Source organism: Nocardia seriolae NBRC 15557 (assembly GCF_007990715.1).
Classification (GTDB): Bacteria; Actinomycetota; Actinomycetes; order Mycobacteriales; family Mycobacteriaceae; genus Nocardia; species Nocardia seriolae.
Genome location: NZ_BJWY01000004.1, coordinates 67,596 through 83,845, shown reverse-complemented (window position 1 = coordinate 83,845; position 16,250 = coordinate 67,596). Strand labels below are relative to the sequence as shown.

Below are 16,250 nucleotides of genomic sequence, written 5' to 3'. Positions count from 1 at the left end.
CGGTGGGGGCGCTCGGTATCGTCAATCTTGTCGATCGGCCACACGGCCGGGAAAGGTTGATTCTCACCATCACCCAGGCCGAGGCGCTCACCATCCCCACGCACATCCACGGCTATCCCGACGTCGCCTTCGGCGGCTATCTGGCCGGGCTGCTGGCCGCACATGCCGGTGGGGATACCGTGCGCGTCGACTTCCGCCGCGCGGTCTCGGTCGATACCCCCATCCTGCTGTCGGCCCCCGAGCCGGGCCGGGCCACGTTCACCGCGACCGACGACACCCTGCTGGTCGAGGCCGCACCCGCCACGCTGACCCTGGATCCGCGGCCCGCGCCGTCCTGGGCGGCGGCGAAATCCGCCGTGGAGCTGGGATTGTCGGGCAAGCGAACGGTCACCGACTGCTACGGCTGCGGCCTGGCGTGCGCGCCCGGCCGCGGACTAGTGCTGTTCCCTTCGGAACTACCGGGCGAGCGGATGATGGCGGCGGCCTGGACCCCCGACCCAGCGCTCGCCGACGAGACCGGCGAGCTGCCGCCCGAGGTGGTGTGGTCGGCACTCGACTGTCCCGGCGGCCGAGCCGCCTTCGTGTTCTCCCGCATGGGCCTGGGCGCGTTCACCGCCGCTCTCACCGCAACCCAGTTGCAACCCGTGTACGCCGGAGCCGACTACATCTCCCACGCCTGGATCACCCACCGCGACGGCCGCAAACACACCGTCGGCGTGGCACTTTCCACCCCCGACGGCGACCCGGTCGCACTGGCCGAGGCCCTGTGGATCGAGCCGCGAAACTGACCGGGTGGCACGTTCTTCATCGCCGAAAGCCCAGGCCGACGCCACGGCCGCGGTCATCGACGAACCCACCCCCTCCTCCTGATCGCCGAGCGGCAACTCCTGGAGGGGTTTTGTCCGAATTCCCCTCCGGGAGTTGCCACTCGGCGAATGATCAGAGGTTGGCGATGGAGTGTTCCAGGCGGGCGGCGACCAGTTCGCGGGCCGCCTCGCGGAGGGTCGGCCGGTAAGTGGTGGGGTAGACCGGGTCGGCCGGGGTGTAGGTCTTGAGGATCTCCTTGGCGAGGGTGATCTTGTGAACCTCGGTGGGGCCGTCGGCGATTGCCATGATCTGGGCGTAGGTCATCATGTCGGTGAAGGGGAGGTCGGTGCTGACGCCGATCGCGCCGTGCAGGTGCATGGCGCGCTGGGCGATGTCGTGCATGACCTTCGGCATGGCGATCTTGATGGCGGCGATGTCGTGGCGGACCTTGCGGTCGTCCTGTTCCTTGTCGATGCGCCAGGCGGTGCGCAGGACGAGCAGGCGGAACTGCTCCATTTCGATCCAGGATTCGGCGATCTTCTCCTGGGTCATCTGCTTGCCGCCGAGGACGCCCTTGCCCATGGGGCGGGAGACGGCGCGCTCGCACATCATGTCGAAGGCCTTGCGTACCAACGCGACCGTGCGCATGGCGTGGTGGACGCGGCCGCCGCCGAGGCGGGTCTGGGCCACGATGAAGCCGAGACCCTCCGCACCGAGCAGCGCGTCGGCGGGGATGCGGACATTCGTGAAGCGCAGGTGGCCTTCGTGTTCGCTGAATCCGGGGACGGTGAAGTTCTTCACGATCTCCAGGCCGGGGGTGTCGGCGGGCACGATGAACATGGAAAGCCGCTGGTGCGGAGGCGCTTCCGGATCCGTGACGGCCATGACGATATGGAACGTCGCGAATTCGGCGGCGGAGTTGAACCACTTCTCGCCGTTGATGACCCACTCGTCGCCGTCGCGCACCGCGCGGGTCTGGAAGGCGGTCGGGTCGGAGCCGCCGGTGGGTTCGGTCATGACGTAGCAGGACCCGATCTCACCATCGAGCAAGGGCCGCAGGTACTTCGACTTCTGCTCGTCCGTGCCGAAGTGGGCGAGGATCTCGGCATTGCCGGAATCGGGCGCCTGACAGCCGAATACCAGCGGAGCCCACTGGGAGGTGCCGAGCATCTCGTTGAGCAGGGCCAGCTTCAACTGCCCGTAGCCGGGGCCGCCGAGTTCGGGGCCCAGGTGACACGCCCACAGCTGCTGGGCTTTGACCTGCTCCTGCAACGGTTTCATGAGCGCCCGGATCTCGGGGTTGGTGCGGTCGTAGGGGTTCGGGTAGATCAGGTCCAGGGGTTCGACCTCGGTCCTGACGAACTCCGCAACCCATTCCAGTTTCTTCTGGTACTCCGGGTCTGTTTCGAAATCCCAAGCCATGATCAGCCTTTCGTGCTCTTGCGCGGTTGGATGAGTCCGTCGAGGACGGTGGTGCAGAGAATGTCGGCGATCTCGTCGGGGGTGTGCTGCCCGTCGGATCGGTACCAGAAGGTCACCGAATTGAGCATGCCGAGCACGCTGTTGGTGACCACATGGTCGGCGGTGCGCAGCACGCCGGAGGTCTTGCCCGCGTCGAGGACCCGCTGCCACAGGGCCTGGATGCGATCGCGCAGTTCCTGGAGTTCGCGCGCACGTTCACCGCTCAGCGCGGTGACGTCGCGCAGCTGAATGGCGACCGCACGGCGGTTCTCGATGATCAGCCGCACGTGCGAGTGGATCAGCTTGCGCAGCTTGGTGACCGGATAGTCGGTGCCGTCGGCGATCTGCTCGGCCTCGCTCAGCATGAGCCGGGTGTAGTCGCCGAGGATCTGCCACAGCAGTTCCTCCTTGGATCCGATGTGGTAGTACAGCGCCCCGCGCTGCACATCGGCCCGATCCCCGATCTCGGCCACGCCGGTGCCGTGGAATCCCTTCTCCGCGAACAGCTCCAGGGCGGCCTGCACGATCCGCTCCCGGGTCTCCCCCGGTCCGGCGGCCGAGGCGGGCGGGCGGCCGCGCTTGCGGGCCGGGACCGCGGAGGTCACCGGAAACCACCGTCCAGGGCCAGGGTCGCGCCGGTGCAGAAGGTCGAGGCGTCGGAGGCGAAAAACAGTGCGGCCCCGACGATGTCGGCGGGCACTCCGATCCGGCCGAGGGCGGTGTGGCGGGCCAACTCCGCGCGCATCTCCGCGGGCCACGCCTTGGCGATATCGGTGTCGAAGGGCCCGCAGCGGATGGTGTTCACGCGCACCGCGGGTCCATAGGTCCGGGCCAGGCCGACGCTCAGCGCCTCGACCCCGGCCTTGGCGGCGGCGTAGGGCACGGCCATCGGCTCGGGATGGGCGGCTTCGATCGAAGATATATTTACGATCGATCCGCCGCCCGCCGCGGCCATGCGCGCCCCGATGAGCGCCGAGAGCCGGAACGGCCCCTTGAGGTTGGTGGCGATCACCTTGTCGAACATCGCCTCGGAAACCTGGTCCAAGCTGGGATACAGCAGCGACATCCCGGCATTGTTGATCAGCACGTCGACGGTGCCGAACTCGCCGTAAGCGGCCTCGACCAGTGCCTCGCACTGCGCCCAATCGCCCACATTGCAGGCCACCGCCAGCGCCCGCCGCCCGGTCTCGGCGCGCACGTCGGAGGCTAATTCCTCACACGCCTCGAGCTTGCGGCTGGCGATGACGACGTCGGACCCGGCCTCTGCGAGCGCGAGCACCATCTCCCGCCCCAGCCCGCGGCTGCCGCCCGTTACCACAGAGACCTTGCCGGACAAGGGATTTCCCATGAATCGCACCTTCGCGACGAGCCGCCAGAAAATGTTCCACCCAGTACATTAAATGTACCGATCGATACAATCAAGACCCATCGTGCGAGGCCCCAACCCCGAGGCCGTGAAAAACCGCCCGGTACCCGCGAGTAATATGACGCGCGTACTTTTTCCACCCGGCTTCTCGAAATGAGGCAGTAGATGACAGAGCGGATTCAGGTCGGCGGGCTGCAGGTTGCCAGGGTGCTCCACGACTTCGTGGAGAACGAGGCCCTCCCCGGCACCGGTGTTGATTCCGCCGCGTTCTGGTCGGGTGCCGAGGCCGTCATCAATGACCTCGCCCCCCGCAACCGTGCTCTGCTCGCGGAACGCGACGACATCCAAGCCAAGATCGACGAGTGGCACCGCGCCAACCCGGGCGCTGGCTACGACAAGGCTGCCTACAAGCAGTTCCTCACCGAGATCGGCTATCTCCGTCCCGAACCGGCCGACTTCCAGATCGGCACGGAAAACGTGGACGCCGAAATCGCCACCCAGGCGGGCCCGCAGCTGGTCGTCCCGGTGATGAACGCCCGCTTCGCCATCAACGCCGCGAACGCGCGCTGGGGCTCCCTGTACGACGCCCTGTACGGCACCGACGCCATCTCCGAGGCCAATGGCGCGGAGAAGGGCTCGGGCTACAACAAGGTCCGCGGTGACAAGGTCATCGAGTGGGCCCGCAACTTCCTCGACGACGCGGTGCCGCTGATCACCGGCTCGCACGTCGGCTCCACCAAGTACTCGATCGAGGACGGCGAGCTCGTGGTCGGCCTCGAGGACGGCACCGAGATCGGCCTGGCCGACAACACCGCGCTGGTGGGCTACCTGGGCGACCCGGCCGCCCCGACCTCGGTCCTGTTGAAGCACAACGGCCTTCACATCGAGATCCAGATCGACCCGTCCTCCCCCATCGGTTCCACCGACACCGCCGGTGTCAAGGACCTGGTGCTGGAGTCCGCGGTCACCACGATCATGGACTTCGAGGACTCGGTCGCCGCGGTGGACGCCGAGGACAAGGTGCTCTGCTACCACAACTGGCTGGGCCTGATGAAGGGCGATCTCGCCGAGTCGGTCACCAAGGTCGGCAAGACCTTCACCCGCACCATGAACCCGGACCGGGTGTACACCGCCCTCGACGGCAGTGAGCTTGTGCTGCACGGCCGTTCGCTGCTGTTCGTGCGCAACGTGGGTCACCTGATGACCTCCGACGCGATCCTCGACGCCGCGGGCAACGAGATCCCCGAGGGCATCATGGACGGCCTGGTCACCGTCCTGATCGCCAAGCACGCCCTCAACGGCGACACCAAGCTCAAGAACACCCGCACCGGCTCGATCTACATCGTGAAGCCGAAGATGCACGGCCCGGACGAGGTGGCCTTCACCAACGAGCTGTTCGGCCGCATCGAGCAGGTCGTGGATCTGCCGGTGAACACCCTCAAGGTCGGCATCATGGACGAGGAGCGCCGCACCACGGTGAACCTGAAGGCGTCCATCTTCGCCGCCAAGGACCGCGTGGTCTTCATCAACACCGGCTTCCTGGACCGCACCGGCGACGAGATCCACACCTCCATGGAGGCCGGGCCGATGGTCCGCAAGGCCGAGATGAAGGCCCAGCAGTGGATCAAGTCCTACGAGGACTGGAACGTCGACACCGGCCTGGCCACCGGCCTGCCCGGCAAGGCGCAGATCGGCAAGGGCATGTGGGCCATGCCGGATCTGATGGCCGAGATGCTGGTCCAGAAGATCGGCCACCCGAAGTCCGGCGCCAACACCGCCTGGGTGCCCTCGCCCACCGCCGCCACCCTGCACGCCACCCACTACCACCTGGTGGACGTGTTCAAGCGGCAGGCCGAGATCGCCAAGGGCGGCCCGCGCGCCACCGTCGACGAGATCCTCGAGATCCCCCTGGCTCCGAACACCGACTGGTCGGCCGAGGAGATCCAGCAGGAACTCGACAACAACTCCCAGGGCATCCTCGGCTACGTGGTGCGCTGGATCGACCAGGGCGTCGGCTGCTCGAAGGTGCCCGACATCAAGGACATCGGCCTCATGGAGGACCGCGCCACCCTGCGCATCTCCTCCCAGCTGATGGCCAACTGGCTGCGCCACGGCATCGTCTCCGAAGCCGACGTCATCGCCTCCCTCGAGCGCATGGCCCCCGTCGTCGACCGCCAGAACGCGAACGACTCCTCGTACTTCCCGATGGCTCCGGACTTCAACGCCTCCATCGCCTTCCAGGCGGCGAAGGAACTGGTCCTCGAGGGCACCCGCCAGCCCAACGGCTACACCGAGCCGATCCTGCACCGCCGCCGCCGCGAGGCCAAGGCCTTCAACAAGTCGGTGTAAGACACATCCGCTCCAGCCTCGTGAAACGAATCCCCGGTCGACGATGTCGGCCGGGGATTCACCTTAGACTGGCGAGAGTTCCCTGATGAAAGGACAGGAGCCAGTGAGTGCGGCAGTCGAAGACGGCTACGGGTACGGGCCGTACACGGTGGAAGATCTGCACAACCTTCCCGATGAAGGCAAGGCACACGAACTCGTCGATGGCTGGCTGATCGAATTGTCGCCGAGCACTCGACACGACTACCTCGCGAAAGTCCTGACCCGCATCCTCGAACGTGCCGCCGACGATTTCGGGGCCGAGGTGTACGTCCAAGCGCCAATGGATATTTCGACGCCGTCGGGCGCTCGCAAGCCGGATGTCGCTGTCATGACCGGCGCGGCAGCGCGAACCGCTCGTGAACTCGGACTGTCGCTGTTCCCCGGCAGTGATGTGCAACTGGCTATCGAGATCGTTTCACGCGGCTCTGGCAGCGAACGAGAAGACCGAGGGCGCAAGGTTACCGAGTACGCGCGCACCGGAATCAAACAGTACTGGATCGTCGATTTCGACCCACAACCACGGATCCAGATCCGGCATCTCAAAGAGACCAGCTATCAGGAGCCGATCGTTATCGGGGAAGCCGACATCCTCGAGGTCTCCGACCCGTTCCCGATCTCATTCCTACTGTCCCGCCTAGCCGACTTCTCCTGATTCGCTTCAGCCGCAAAGAAATCCCCGGTCGACCGCCGTCGACCGGGGATTTCGATTTACAGTTCTTCGGGGCGTCGGCCGCGGGGGGCGAGGGTCAGAGACTGGTGGATACCGTGGCGAATTCGCCTGCGGCGCCCAGGGCGGCTTCCTCCTCCAGTTCGTAAGGGGTGAGGGGGCGGGCGTTGTGGCGCAGGCCGAATGCGGCCAGGAGGGCGGCGAGGGCGAAGAAGGCTGCGCCGGTGAGGAAGGCGATGCGGTAGGCGCCTTCGGCGGGGAGGGAGACGATCGCGCCGTTGGGCAGTTTGTGGGCCAGGGTGTCGCTGGTCAGGATGGTGACGACCAGGGCGCTGCCGATGGCGCCGCCGACGGTGCGCATGATCGAGTTGATGGAGTTGGCGATGCCGGTCTCGTGGGGGGCCACGTTCGCGACGAGGAGGGCGGGCATGGCGGCGTAGGCGATGGCGATCGCGGCGTTGCCGATGATCAGGGCGACAATGACTTCCGCGCTGGACGTGTGCAGTAGCGCCAGGGAGGTCAGGGAACCCAGGCCGATGACACTGGCGAGCAGCAGGACGTAGCGGGCGCCGATGCGGCCGACGAGGAGTCCGGCGATCGGGCCCATCAGGACCGAGGCCACCGCGCCGGGGAGCATGAAGGCCACGCTGGTGCGCAGGACGGAGGCGTCGAATCCGAAGCCTGCCAGCGCCCGCGGCGTGCCCACGAAGTAGGTCGCGCCGCGGAACACGCTGAACATGGCGAAGCCGACGCAGAAGCTGGCCATATTGGTCACCGCGACCGGGCGGTGCGCCAGCAGTGAGGTCGCGACCAGCGGGGAACGCAGCTTGGACTGGAGCACCAGGAATCCGGCCAGCACGACGACCGCGGCGATGAACAACCCGATCGTCCGCGCACTGCCCCAACCCCATTCGTGGCCTTGGGAAATCGGCAGCAGCAGGCAGACCAGACCGAGTCCGAGGACCGCCGCGCCCACGTAGTCGACGCGGCCGCCCTGGCCCGCGCGCCGCGGCAGCACGACCACCGCGAGCGCCAGCACCAGCACGGTCAGCACCACGCACAGCCAGAAGATACGGCGGTAGTCCGCGCCGCCCTGCGTCAGCAGACCCGTCGCCACCAGCGCGACACCGCTGCCCACACCCAGGGTCGAGGCGGTGACGGCCAGCGCTCCGGTCAGGCGCTCGGCGGGCAGTTCATGGCGCAGCACGCTGATCGCCAGCGGGAACAGTCCGAAACTGGCTCCCTGCAAGGCCCTTCCGACGATGAGCCACTCGATGCTGTCCGCGGAGGCGGCCAGCAGGCTGCCGATCAGCGTCACCACCAGGGTCGCCACGATGACGGGCTTGTGCCCGTACACATCGCCCAGTCGCCCGAGCAGCGGGGTCAGCGCCGAGGCGGCCAGCATGGTCGCGGTCGTCACCCAGCCGACGGTGGTCGCCGAGACGCCGAGCTGCAGGCCGATCTGCGGCAGCGCCGGGACGGGCAGGGTCTGTGCCATGGCCAGCAGGAACACGGTCCCGGCCATGGTCAGCACGATCGCGGTCGGCGAGGCGGTGCGCCGAGGCTCGAGCGGTGAAGTCATTCGCAGGACTCTACGCGAAATCGACACTGTGTCGATTATGATAGACGCCACGTCAATTCCAGGAATGGAACTCGCATAGGGTGAACCCATGGCGCAGAAGCAGCGGAGCCGAGCCACGATCGAGGGGCAGAGCGAGCCCACGACCAAAGGTCTGCGTCGGCGCGGCACCATGTCGAAGGGCGACCAGCGCGAGGCCCAGATCCTCGACGCGACCCGCCAGCTGCTGACGAAGAAGCCGATGGCCAACCTGACCGTCGACGACATCACCAATGCGACCGGCATCTCGCGCACCAGCTTCTACTTCTATTTCCCGTCCAAACAGGCGGTGCTGGCCCGCCTGATGGAGGACGTGAGCGACCGCTACGCCCAGACCCACGTATGGCTGCCGTCCACCGGCCCGCAGCGAGAACTGCTGCGCGCCCAGCTCGCCGGAGCCGCCGAGGTCTGGCACGACAACAGCGCGATCCTGGTCTGCTCACTGGAGGGCTACGACAGCGGCTATCCCCCGCTGGTGGAGTTCATCGCCACCAGCGCGACCAGGTTCACCAATGCGCTGGCGGCCAAGATCGAGCGCGATCGCGCGGCCGGACTCGCTCCCGAGGGAATCGCCCCGGCGACCCTGGCGGCGCTGGTCGCCCTGATGCGCGACGGCCGCCTCTCGCAATTGGCGGCGGCGACCCCGGACGAGGTGGCGACCGGTCTCGACGATCTCACCGAAGCGATCCTGCGCCTGATCTACGGCCGACTGGACTGACACCCGCGCAAGGGTTCATCCGCGGTACACACGCGCCATGGCGGCGACCTCCGCTGCCATGGCGTGCCGAAGTTCTTCGGGGGCAAGGACTTCCGCGCCGGATCCCAGCCGTAGCAGGTAGGGGACGGAGCGGTCGATGGATTCGATGGGCAGTCGGATCCGCCGGTAGCCGTCCGGATACCGCTGTCGGAGTGCCCGACCAGGTACCAGTTGCCGGATTTGAGACGAGACCCAGCGGCGCGGTCGTGCGGGTGACCAGGTGCGGGGTGGCCCAGCGGATGTAATCGAAACGCAGACAGCGCTCGTTCCAGACGGCGTCGGCCACCGCGGTCAGGTGGGGGTGGGTTCGGCTTCGGTGTACCAGCCGGGTGCGTCGAGATGGAAGCGCTGGGCGATGCGTCCGGCACGGTCGCGCAGTTCGGGCGGCAGCGCCGACATGACCTCGAGATTGGCGGCGGTGACGATCCCACTCCGGCCCAGATCGGCGGCGGCGCTGGGGATTCCGGACAGGAACAGGGATCCGGCCTCGTCGCGGGTGAGCAGCTCGAGCCGGGCGCGGAAGCCGTCGAGCCGACGGTAGCCGCCCTGGCGCCCGGGGTCGCCGTAGATCGGGATGCCCGCGGCGCTCAGCGATTCCATGTCCCGGTAGACGGTGCGGACCGAGACCTCCAGCTGCTCGGCGATCTCCTGTGCGGTGACGCGGTCGCGGGTCTGCAACAGCAACCGGATGAACATGAGACGGCTGGCGCGCACCTCCCGATTCTGCCGGAATCCACTGACACTAGATGTCAGTGAAGCGCGGATACCTTGCTCCCCGTTCCGAACGAATCGAATGAGAAGACACGGCAATGCCTTTCATCGATACCCGCTCCGGCACCTCGCCGTTCTACCGCGATTGGGGCACCGGCCGCCCCGTGGTGTTCTACTCGGCCTGGGGCATGGACAGCACCGAACCCCGCACCGTGATGGCCGATCTGGTGGCGCACGGCTACCGCGCGATCGCCGTCGACCGGCGCGGACACGGCCGCTCGGATGATCCGGGCCACGGATACGACTACGACACCCTCGCCGACGATCTGTCCGACGTGCTCGACGAGCTGAACGTGCACGGCGCGACCATGGTCGGATATTCCATGGGCGGCGGCGAGATCGTGCGCTACCTGACCCGGCACGGCAGCGCCCGGGTGGACCGGATCGCACTGGTGGCCGCGGCACTGCCGTTCCTGATGCGGACCACCGACAATCCGCACGGCGTCCCGGTGGAAGCCGCCGACGCGCTGCGGGATTCGCGGCGGCACGGCCTCGACACCTGGTTGCTCGACAATGCCGACCCCTACATCGGCGCGGGCCTGCCGGGCTGCGAGGTCTCGCAGGCGACCCGTGACCGGGTCCTGACCCTGATCCTCGGAACCTCCCCGCACGCCGCCATCGAATGCAATCGCGCGGTGGTGGAGACCGATTTCCGTGCCGAGCTGCCCCGGATCACCGTGCCGGTATTGATCGTGCACGGCGACACCGACGCCTCGGTCTCCCTCGAACTCGGCGGCCGCAAGCAGGCCGTGCTCATTCCCGGCAGCGAACTGGTCGTCTACGAGAACGTCCCGCACGCCCTGTATCTCACGCACGGCCCGCGCCTGGCCGCCGACCTGCTGGCCTTCCTCGGCAATTCGCCTTCGGGGTCAGCTCACCACGATCACGGACTTGCCGCGGGTGTGACCGGCCGCTAGGTAGGTGATGGCGGCGGCGGCCTCGGGAAGTGCGTAGGTGCGGTCGATGCGTGGGATCACCGCACCCGACGTCGCCAGTTCGGCCAGGGTGTGCAGGGTTTCGGGCTTGGGCAGCGCCAGCAGGGACCGCAGCCGCCGGCGGGTGAAGGGTGAGAGGGCCTGGGCGCGCAGGAAGCGGTCGAGAGCGCCGAACCAGCGGCCACCGCCCTCGCCGCCGCCGAGCACCAGGGTGCCGGTGCCGGTGAGCAGGGAACGCAGCAGGGGCAGGGGCCTGTTGCCCGCCATGTCGAGGATGAGATCGTAATGACCGGTGAGCTGCTCGGTCGTGTAGTCGATGACGTGGTCCGCGCCGAGTCCGGCGACGAAGGCGGCGGAGGACCCCGAACACACCCCGGTCACCTCCGCGCCGTAGTGCTTGGCCACCTGGACCGCGAGGTGACCGACCCCGCCGGACGCCCCGATGATCAGCACGCGCTGCCCGGCCTCGATGCGGCCCGCGTCACGCAGGCCGGACAGCGCGGTCATCCCCGAGATCGGCAGCGCCGCGGCCTGTTCCACGCTCAGATTGACCGGCTTGTGGGCGAGCTTGGCGGCCGGTGCGCAGGCGAATTCGGCGAACGAGCCGGGTACCGTCCCGAAAACCTCGTCCCCGGGCCGGAATTCGGTGACCTGCGGCCCGACCGCCTCGACGGTGCCGCAGACGTCCCAGCCGCGCACCCGTTCCCGTGGCATGCGCAGCCCCAGTGCCAGCCGGGCCACCAGGGGTTCGCCGGTCATCATGTGCCAGACGCTGGGGTCCACACCCGCGGCGCGCACCCGCACGAGGACCCCGTCCGGCCCGGTCTCCGGTGTCGGAACGTCGGTGTAGGACAGCACGTCGACGGTGCCGTACGCGTCTTGCGCGATAGCCTTCATGGCTCATCTTCTTCCGGATACTCGAAGATCTCGTCCAGCGGTGCACGGAACACCCTGGCGATCTGGAATGCCATCTCCAAGGATGGCGAGTACTTGCCCTGTTCGATGGCGTTGACGGTCTGCCGGGTCACACCGAGCCGGTCCGCCAGCTCGGCCTGGGTCATCTCGCCGCGGGAAAAGCGCAGCGCACGAATATTATTCGTGACCCGGGTCGGTTTCACCACGGCCACATCCCCCGCCGGTAGGCGGCGAGTTCGGCCATCGCGCCGACCACCGCCGAGAGGGTGAAGCCCAGGTACAGCACATTCGCGATCCAGAACCGATCGCCCTCGACCATGGCCAGCACCAGCGCCGCCACCGCACCCAGCGCGACGAAGGCATTGCCGACCTGTGTTCCGCGCCCGTCGATCTCGCGATCACGCTGATCGCGCCGGTCCCGATCGCGGGACCCGATGGCGACGGCGATGCTGGCCGCGATCGAGGCCACGATGGATCCGCCGACCGCCCACAGCAGGGGCGCCACATAGGCCACCTCGACCACGGCCGTGTGCCGCGCCCGCGTCAGCACGACGATCAGGTAGATCGTGTACGAGACGACCGCCGCGATACCCAGGATCCAGGTTCGCTTCTCCTCGTAGGACATGACTTCAATGTAAAGAAAACTCGACATAATGTACAGGATTTTTGACACCGTTCTCGAATCACATGTCACCGCAACCCATTTCACCCCTGCCCTCGAATCGTTTCTTCGGCTAAGGTCACGCCATGGCCGATATCGACGCCCCGGACCGGATCGAATCCATCGGACCGGAGTTCTTCGCCGATCCGCATGCCCATTACCGCCGCTGGCGCGAGCACGACGTGGTGCGGCAGGTGCGCTTCCCGGATGGCATCGTGCGCTGGATCATCCTGGACTACGCCGAGGGCAGGGCCGCGCTCAACGATCCGCGCCTGCGCAAGGACGCCGCCGTCAACAACGCGCTGCTCAACCGCAAGCGCGAGGTGCCGCAGTCGGATCCGAACACCCAGGCCCTGCTCACCAATATGCTCAACACCGATCCGCCCGGTCACACCCGGCTGCGCAAGCTGGCGACCCGTGCCTTCACCCCGCGCCGGGTGGCCGCGTTGGAGCCGCGGATCGAGGAGATCACCACCGACCTGCTCGACGCCATGGCGGGCCGCGCCGAGGCGGACCTGTTGCGTGACTTCGCCGAACCGCTGCCGATCACGGTGATCTGCGAGCTGCTGGGCGTGCCCCTCGAGGACCGCGCGGACTTCCAGAACTGGACCAAGGCGCTGGTCGCGGTCGCGGGCTACGAGGAGGAACGCGCCCGCGCCTCCCTCGCCATGGCCGCCTACCTGAAGCAGCTGGTGCGGGCCAAGCAGGAGCAGCCCGCCGCGGACCTGCTGTCCGCATTGAGCGTGCCCGCCGACGACGGCGACATCCTCACCGAGTCCGAACTCGTCGGCATGGCCTTCCTGCTGCTGGTCGCGGGCCACGACACCACCGTGAACCTGATCGCCAACGGCACCCTCGCCCTGCTGCGCAACCCCGAGCAGCTGCACGCGCTGCGCGCCGACCCCGAGGGTATCCCCGCCGCCGTGGAGGAGTTCCTGCGCTTCGACGGCCCGGTCAATATGAGCACCCTCCGCCACACCACCGAGCCGATCACCATCGCCGAAACCACCATCCCCGCGGGCGAATTCGTGTTCGTGGCGCTCGTCTCGGCCAACCGCGACCCGGACCGCTACCCCGCACCCGACACTCTCGACCCCGACCGCGACACCACCGGCCACCTCGCCTTCGGCCACGGCATCCACTTCTGCGTCGGCGCGCCGCTGGCCCGCCTGGAGGCGCGCATCGCCTTCGCGGGGTTGCTCTCCCGTTTCCCGAACCTGCGCCTGGCACCGGCCGCGGACAACCTCACCTGGCACCAGAGCACCCTCATTCACAGCCTGCAGGAACTCCCGGTGCTGCTCGATTGACGGTCTGACAGCCGGTTTCAGCGGGGCTCGAGGGTGGCGGGCAGGGCATTCGGGGACAGCACGAAGTCCCGGTTGGAGGCACGGACCCGGTGGTTCGGGGCGGGGGTGATGCGCCACCGGGACAGCAGCGCCGCCGAGGCCAGCGCGATTTCGAGCATGGCGAAGTGGTCGCCCAGGCAGCGGCGACGGCCGACACCGAAGGAGATCATGGCCTTCTTGGCGGTGTCGGCCGCGTTCTCGGCGGACCAGCGCTCGGGGTCGAAGGTCTCCGGGTGGGCGAACCAGCGTGGATCATGCTGAACCAGGTAGGGGCTGAACATGATCGCGGATCCGGCCGGGATGGTGACCTCGCCGATGGGCAGGTCGGCACTGGCGTTCGCGGCGCTGATCCAGGGACCCCAGAATCGAATGGTCTCCGACACCACCTGTTTCAGGTAGGGCATGGCGGTCAGGTGCGCGGGGCGCACATCGCCGCTGCCCACGACGGAATCCAGTTCCGCGTAGAGCTTTTCGGCGATGGCGGGCCGCAGGCTCACCTCGTGCCACAGCCATCCGGTCAGTGAGGCCATGGATCCGACACCGCCCGCCAGCATGAGGATGGCCTCGTCGATGATGTGCTCATCGGAGAGCCGCTCGCCGGTCTCGGCGTCGGTGTGACGGATGAGCGCCGACACCACATCGTTGAAATCCTGGTCCCGCCTGCGGTATTCGCTCACCACCGCGCCGACGGCGGCCCGCAGGTGCGCGGACTTGCTACGCCACCGGTAGTTGGCGACGACCCGCAGCCGGCGCAGCTGCGGCGGCAGCGCGGTGCGCACGATGACCTGGCTGAGCAGCCACGGCACATTGTCGCGGATCTCACGGCGCGCGGCATCGCCGAACTCGGCGGTGAACAGGGTGGCCGACACGGTGTCGAGGACCAGGCCGTGTGCCTCGTCTATGAGGTCCACCCGGGTTCCGGCCGGGAGCCGCGCGGCCCAGGCGTTGGCGATATCGGCGGCGGCTTCGGCGTATTCGGCCAGTCGACTCTGCCGCAGCGCGGGCGAGATCATGCGGCGGCGCAGCCGGTGTTCGGGCCCGCGCAGCACATTGACCGCGCCGCCCGCGATATCGGCGATGGCCTCGCGCAGGTCCTCGCGCTCGAACTCCGCATCGCTGAGGTTGACTTCGCGCAGCAGGTCGGGGGTGGTCAGGACGTACCCGGTCTGGCGGCCGAAGTGCACGCGCACGATCGGCCCGAGTGCGGGCAGCGAGCCGACGAATCCGGGTGCGTCCGACAGGGCGCGCAGCCCGTGACCGAGCACCGGCACACGCCCGGGCGCGGTGGGTATGTCGGCGAGCGTGCGCGGCACGGCCTGCGGCGTGCCCGCCGTCGTGGCGGCCATGGCCGCCCGGTAGACCTCCGATACCGCCGCGATCTGCCGGGATTGGCGAACCCCGTCGCGCGCCCCCGCAGACGCCGCCCGCAGTCCGGCCAGCAGCGACCGATCCGCCGCGAGTTTGCCCAGGGTCTCGGCCAGCGCCTCGACGGAGGCGTCCGCGGAGCGCACCCCCGCGGGCACCGACTCGGCCAGCGCCGCATCGCAGTACACCACCGGCAATCCCATGGCGGTCGCCTCCAGCAGCACCATGCCCTGGGTATCGAAGCCGTCGGACGGGAACAGCAGGGCGTCGGCGGCGGCCATGGCGTCGAGGCATTCGGCCTGGGTCACCCTGCCGTGCAACCGAATCCGTTCGCCGAGCCGCCGTTCCACGATCCGCCCGACTGCCGCGCCGCGCAACTCACCGTCGCCGTAGACGTCGAGCACACAGTTGTCGGTGCGCCGCACCGCTTCGATGGATTCGAGCAGCCGCTTCTCCCCCGACAGCCGTCCGCACCAGACCAGCCGCAGCGGGCCGTCGGCGGCGCGTTCCACGTCGGCCCGCCCGTCGAGCAGCGCGTCGTCGACGCCGTTGGACACCACCGTGATCGGCCGTGTGGTCCCGTGCGCGAGCAGCAGATCGGCGAAGTGCCGGGTCGGCGCGATCACCTGGTAGGCGGCCTGCGCCTGCCCGCTGATGGTCCACCAGGCGTGCCGGGCCGCCCCGGATTCCCCGGCCCGGTGCGGCATCCGATGCGCGTGCGGCACGAACCGTCCGTGCAGCAGCCGCAGCGCCAGCGCGGTCGGATACGGCGCGGGCGAGGTGTGCTCGATGAAGGCGTCGTCGCGGCTCTGCGCGGTGTGCACGAGCGGAATCCGGTGCCGCCGTGCGGCTTTCATTCCGGCGATGGCGACGCCGTAGGTGGTGTGGGTGTGCACCAGGTCGATCGGCCCGCGCGCGGCGAATTCGGCGTCGATGAGCGCGGCATTGCGGCGGGTGGGCGCGACCACCGCGAACCCGTTCACGGCCGGGATCGAAAGCGGGTGCAGGGCAACGATATCCGGGTCGGGCGCGGCCTCCGGATCGGGTGCGACGAACAGGGTGACCCGGTGACCGGCGCGCTCGAGTCCGCGCCGCAGTGCGGAGACGGCGGTCTGCACCCCGCCGAGCGAGGCCGGGTGGTAGTCCACGAACATCGCAATGTGCATCAGCGGAACCCTACTCAGCGTCGCCCC

The 16,250-nt window shown here is 68.2% G+C and carries 16 protein-coding genes and 1 pseudogene; 6 read left to right on the top strand and 11 right to left on the bottom strand.

Annotation, left to right across the window (positions count from 1 at the left end; all coding sequences use genetic code 11):
• Positions 1–2: 2 nt before the first annotated feature.
• A complete protein-coding gene (locus NS2_RS02075; RefSeq protein ID WP_228102769.1) occupies positions 3–788 on the top strand; it encodes a PaaI family thioesterase in 786 nt (261 codons plus the stop codon).
• A gap of 151 nt (positions 789–939) precedes the next feature.
• On the opposite strand, the gene NS2_RS02070 is transcribed toward NS2_RS02075, so the two are convergent.
• From NS2_RS02070 to NS2_RS02060, 3 genes are read right to left on the bottom strand one after another with little or no spacing between them, the layout of a single operon-like run.
• The gene (locus tag NS2_RS02070) at positions 940–2,229 is read right to left on the bottom strand and encodes an acyl-CoA dehydrogenase family protein (protein WP_033085267.1); all 1,290 of its coding nucleotides are present in this window, start codon (positions 2,227–2,229) and stop codon (positions 940–942) included.
• 2 nt (positions 2,230–2,231) lie between these two features.
• Positions 2,232–2,873: a TetR-type transcription factor C-terminal domain-containing protein gene (locus NS2_RS02065; protein ID WP_033085268.1), complete on the bottom strand. Its 642-nt coding sequence runs from the start codon at positions 2,871–2,873 to the stop codon at positions 2,232–2,234.
• Positions 2,870–3,616: an SDR family NAD(P)-dependent oxidoreductase gene (locus NS2_RS02060; protein ID WP_033085269.1), complete on the bottom strand. Its 747-nt coding sequence runs from the start codon at positions 3,614–3,616 to the stop codon at positions 2,870–2,872. Before NS2_RS02060 ends, NS2_RS02065 begins: the two co-directional genes overlap by 4 nt.
• Positions 3,617–3,799: 183 nt before the next feature.
• Between NS2_RS02060 and NS2_RS02055 the strand changes: the two genes are divergently transcribed.
• Positions 3,800–5,983 (top strand): malate synthase G, encoded by a 2,184-nt coding sequence (locus tag NS2_RS02055; RefSeq protein WP_033085270.1) that lies wholly within the window; start codon positions 3,800–3,802, stop codon positions 5,981–5,983.
• Between the two features lie 85 nt (positions 5,984–6,068).
• Positions 6,069–6,674 (top strand): Uma2 family endonuclease, encoded by a 606-nt coding sequence (locus tag NS2_RS02050; protein WP_045436018.1) that lies wholly within the window; start codon positions 6,069–6,071, stop codon positions 6,672–6,674.
• 94 nt (positions 6,675–6,768) lie between these two features.
• Here NS2_RS02050 and NS2_RS02045 read toward each other — a convergent pair whose 3' ends face one another.
• On the bottom strand, positions 6,769–8,271 hold the full coding sequence (locus NS2_RS02045; RefSeq protein ID WP_033085272.1) for an MFS transporter: 1,503 nt from the start codon (positions 8,269–8,271) through the stop codon (positions 6,769–6,771).
• Positions 8,272–8,359: 88 nt separating this feature from the next.
• Between NS2_RS02045 and NS2_RS02040 the strand changes: the two genes are divergently transcribed.
• Positions 8,360–9,025, top strand: a complete 666-nt coding sequence (locus NS2_RS02040) for a TetR/AcrR family transcriptional regulator (protein ID WP_081985554.1) — start codon at positions 8,360–8,362, stop codon at positions 9,023–9,025.
• Positions 9,026–9,040: 15 nt separating this feature from the next.
• On the opposite strand, the gene NS2_RS38315 is transcribed toward NS2_RS02040, so the two are convergent.
• The 3 genes and pseudogenes from NS2_RS38315 to NS2_RS36665 form a co-directional block, all read right to left on the bottom strand.
• Entirely contained in the window at positions 9,041–9,235 is a 195-nt protein-coding gene (locus NS2_RS38315) for a WCX domain-containing protein (RefSeq protein WP_353526439.1), read from the bottom strand.
• 64 nt (positions 9,236–9,299) lie between these two features.
• Positions 9,300–9,350: pseudogene (locus NS2_RS38695) on the bottom strand (hypothetical protein); the annotation flags it as partial.
• A 5-nt stretch (positions 9,351–9,355) separates the two neighbouring features.
• Positions 9,356–9,778, bottom strand: a complete 423-nt coding sequence (locus NS2_RS36665; protein WP_211724337.1) for a helix-turn-helix transcriptional regulator — start codon at positions 9,776–9,778, stop codon at positions 9,356–9,358.
• A gap of 95 nt (positions 9,779–9,873) precedes the next feature.
• Between NS2_RS36665 and NS2_RS02030 the strand changes: the two genes are divergently transcribed.
• Positions 9,874–10,752, top strand: coding sequence for an alpha/beta fold hydrolase (locus NS2_RS02030; RefSeq protein ID WP_045436015.1), 879 nt, complete (start codon positions 9,874–9,876; stop codon positions 10,750–10,752).
• On the opposite strand, the gene NS2_RS02025 is transcribed toward NS2_RS02030, so the two are convergent.
• Genes NS2_RS02025 through NS2_RS02015 form a run of 3 tightly spaced genes read right to left on the bottom strand, consistent with a single transcriptional unit; the run spans position 10,705 to position 12,310 of the window.
• Entirely contained in the window at positions 10,705–11,667 is a 963-nt protein-coding gene (locus NS2_RS02025; RefSeq protein WP_033085273.1) for an NAD(P)-dependent alcohol dehydrogenase, read from the bottom strand. The two genes, NS2_RS02030 and NS2_RS02025, sit on opposite strands and share 48 nt — an antisense overlap.
• Positions 11,664–11,891 carry a helix-turn-helix transcriptional regulator gene (locus NS2_RS02020; RefSeq protein WP_033085344.1) on the bottom strand — a complete coding sequence of 76 codons (228 nt, stop codon included), beginning with the start codon at positions 11,889–11,891 and terminating at the stop codon, positions 11,664–11,666. The genes NS2_RS02025 and NS2_RS02020 overlap by 4 nt, the downstream gene beginning before the upstream one ends.
• Positions 11,885–12,310, bottom strand: a complete 426-nt coding sequence (locus NS2_RS02015) for a hypothetical protein (protein WP_096490536.1) — start codon at positions 12,308–12,310, stop codon at positions 11,885–11,887. Before NS2_RS02015 ends, NS2_RS02020 begins: the two co-directional genes overlap by 7 nt.
• A gap of 122 nt (positions 12,311–12,432) precedes the next feature.
• On the opposite strand from NS2_RS02015, the gene NS2_RS02010 reads away from it, so the two are divergent.
• On the top strand, positions 12,433–13,653 hold the full coding sequence (locus NS2_RS02010; protein ID WP_033085274.1) for a cytochrome P450 family protein: 1,221 nt from the start codon (positions 12,433–12,435) through the stop codon (positions 13,651–13,653).
• 17 nt (positions 13,654–13,670) lie between these two features.
• On the opposite strand, the gene NS2_RS02005 is transcribed toward NS2_RS02010, so the two are convergent.
• A complete protein-coding gene (locus NS2_RS02005; RefSeq protein WP_036549208.1) occupies positions 13,671–16,223 on the bottom strand; it encodes a cytochrome P450 in 2,553 nt (850 codons plus the stop codon).
• Positions 16,224–16,250 lie beyond the last annotated feature (27 nt).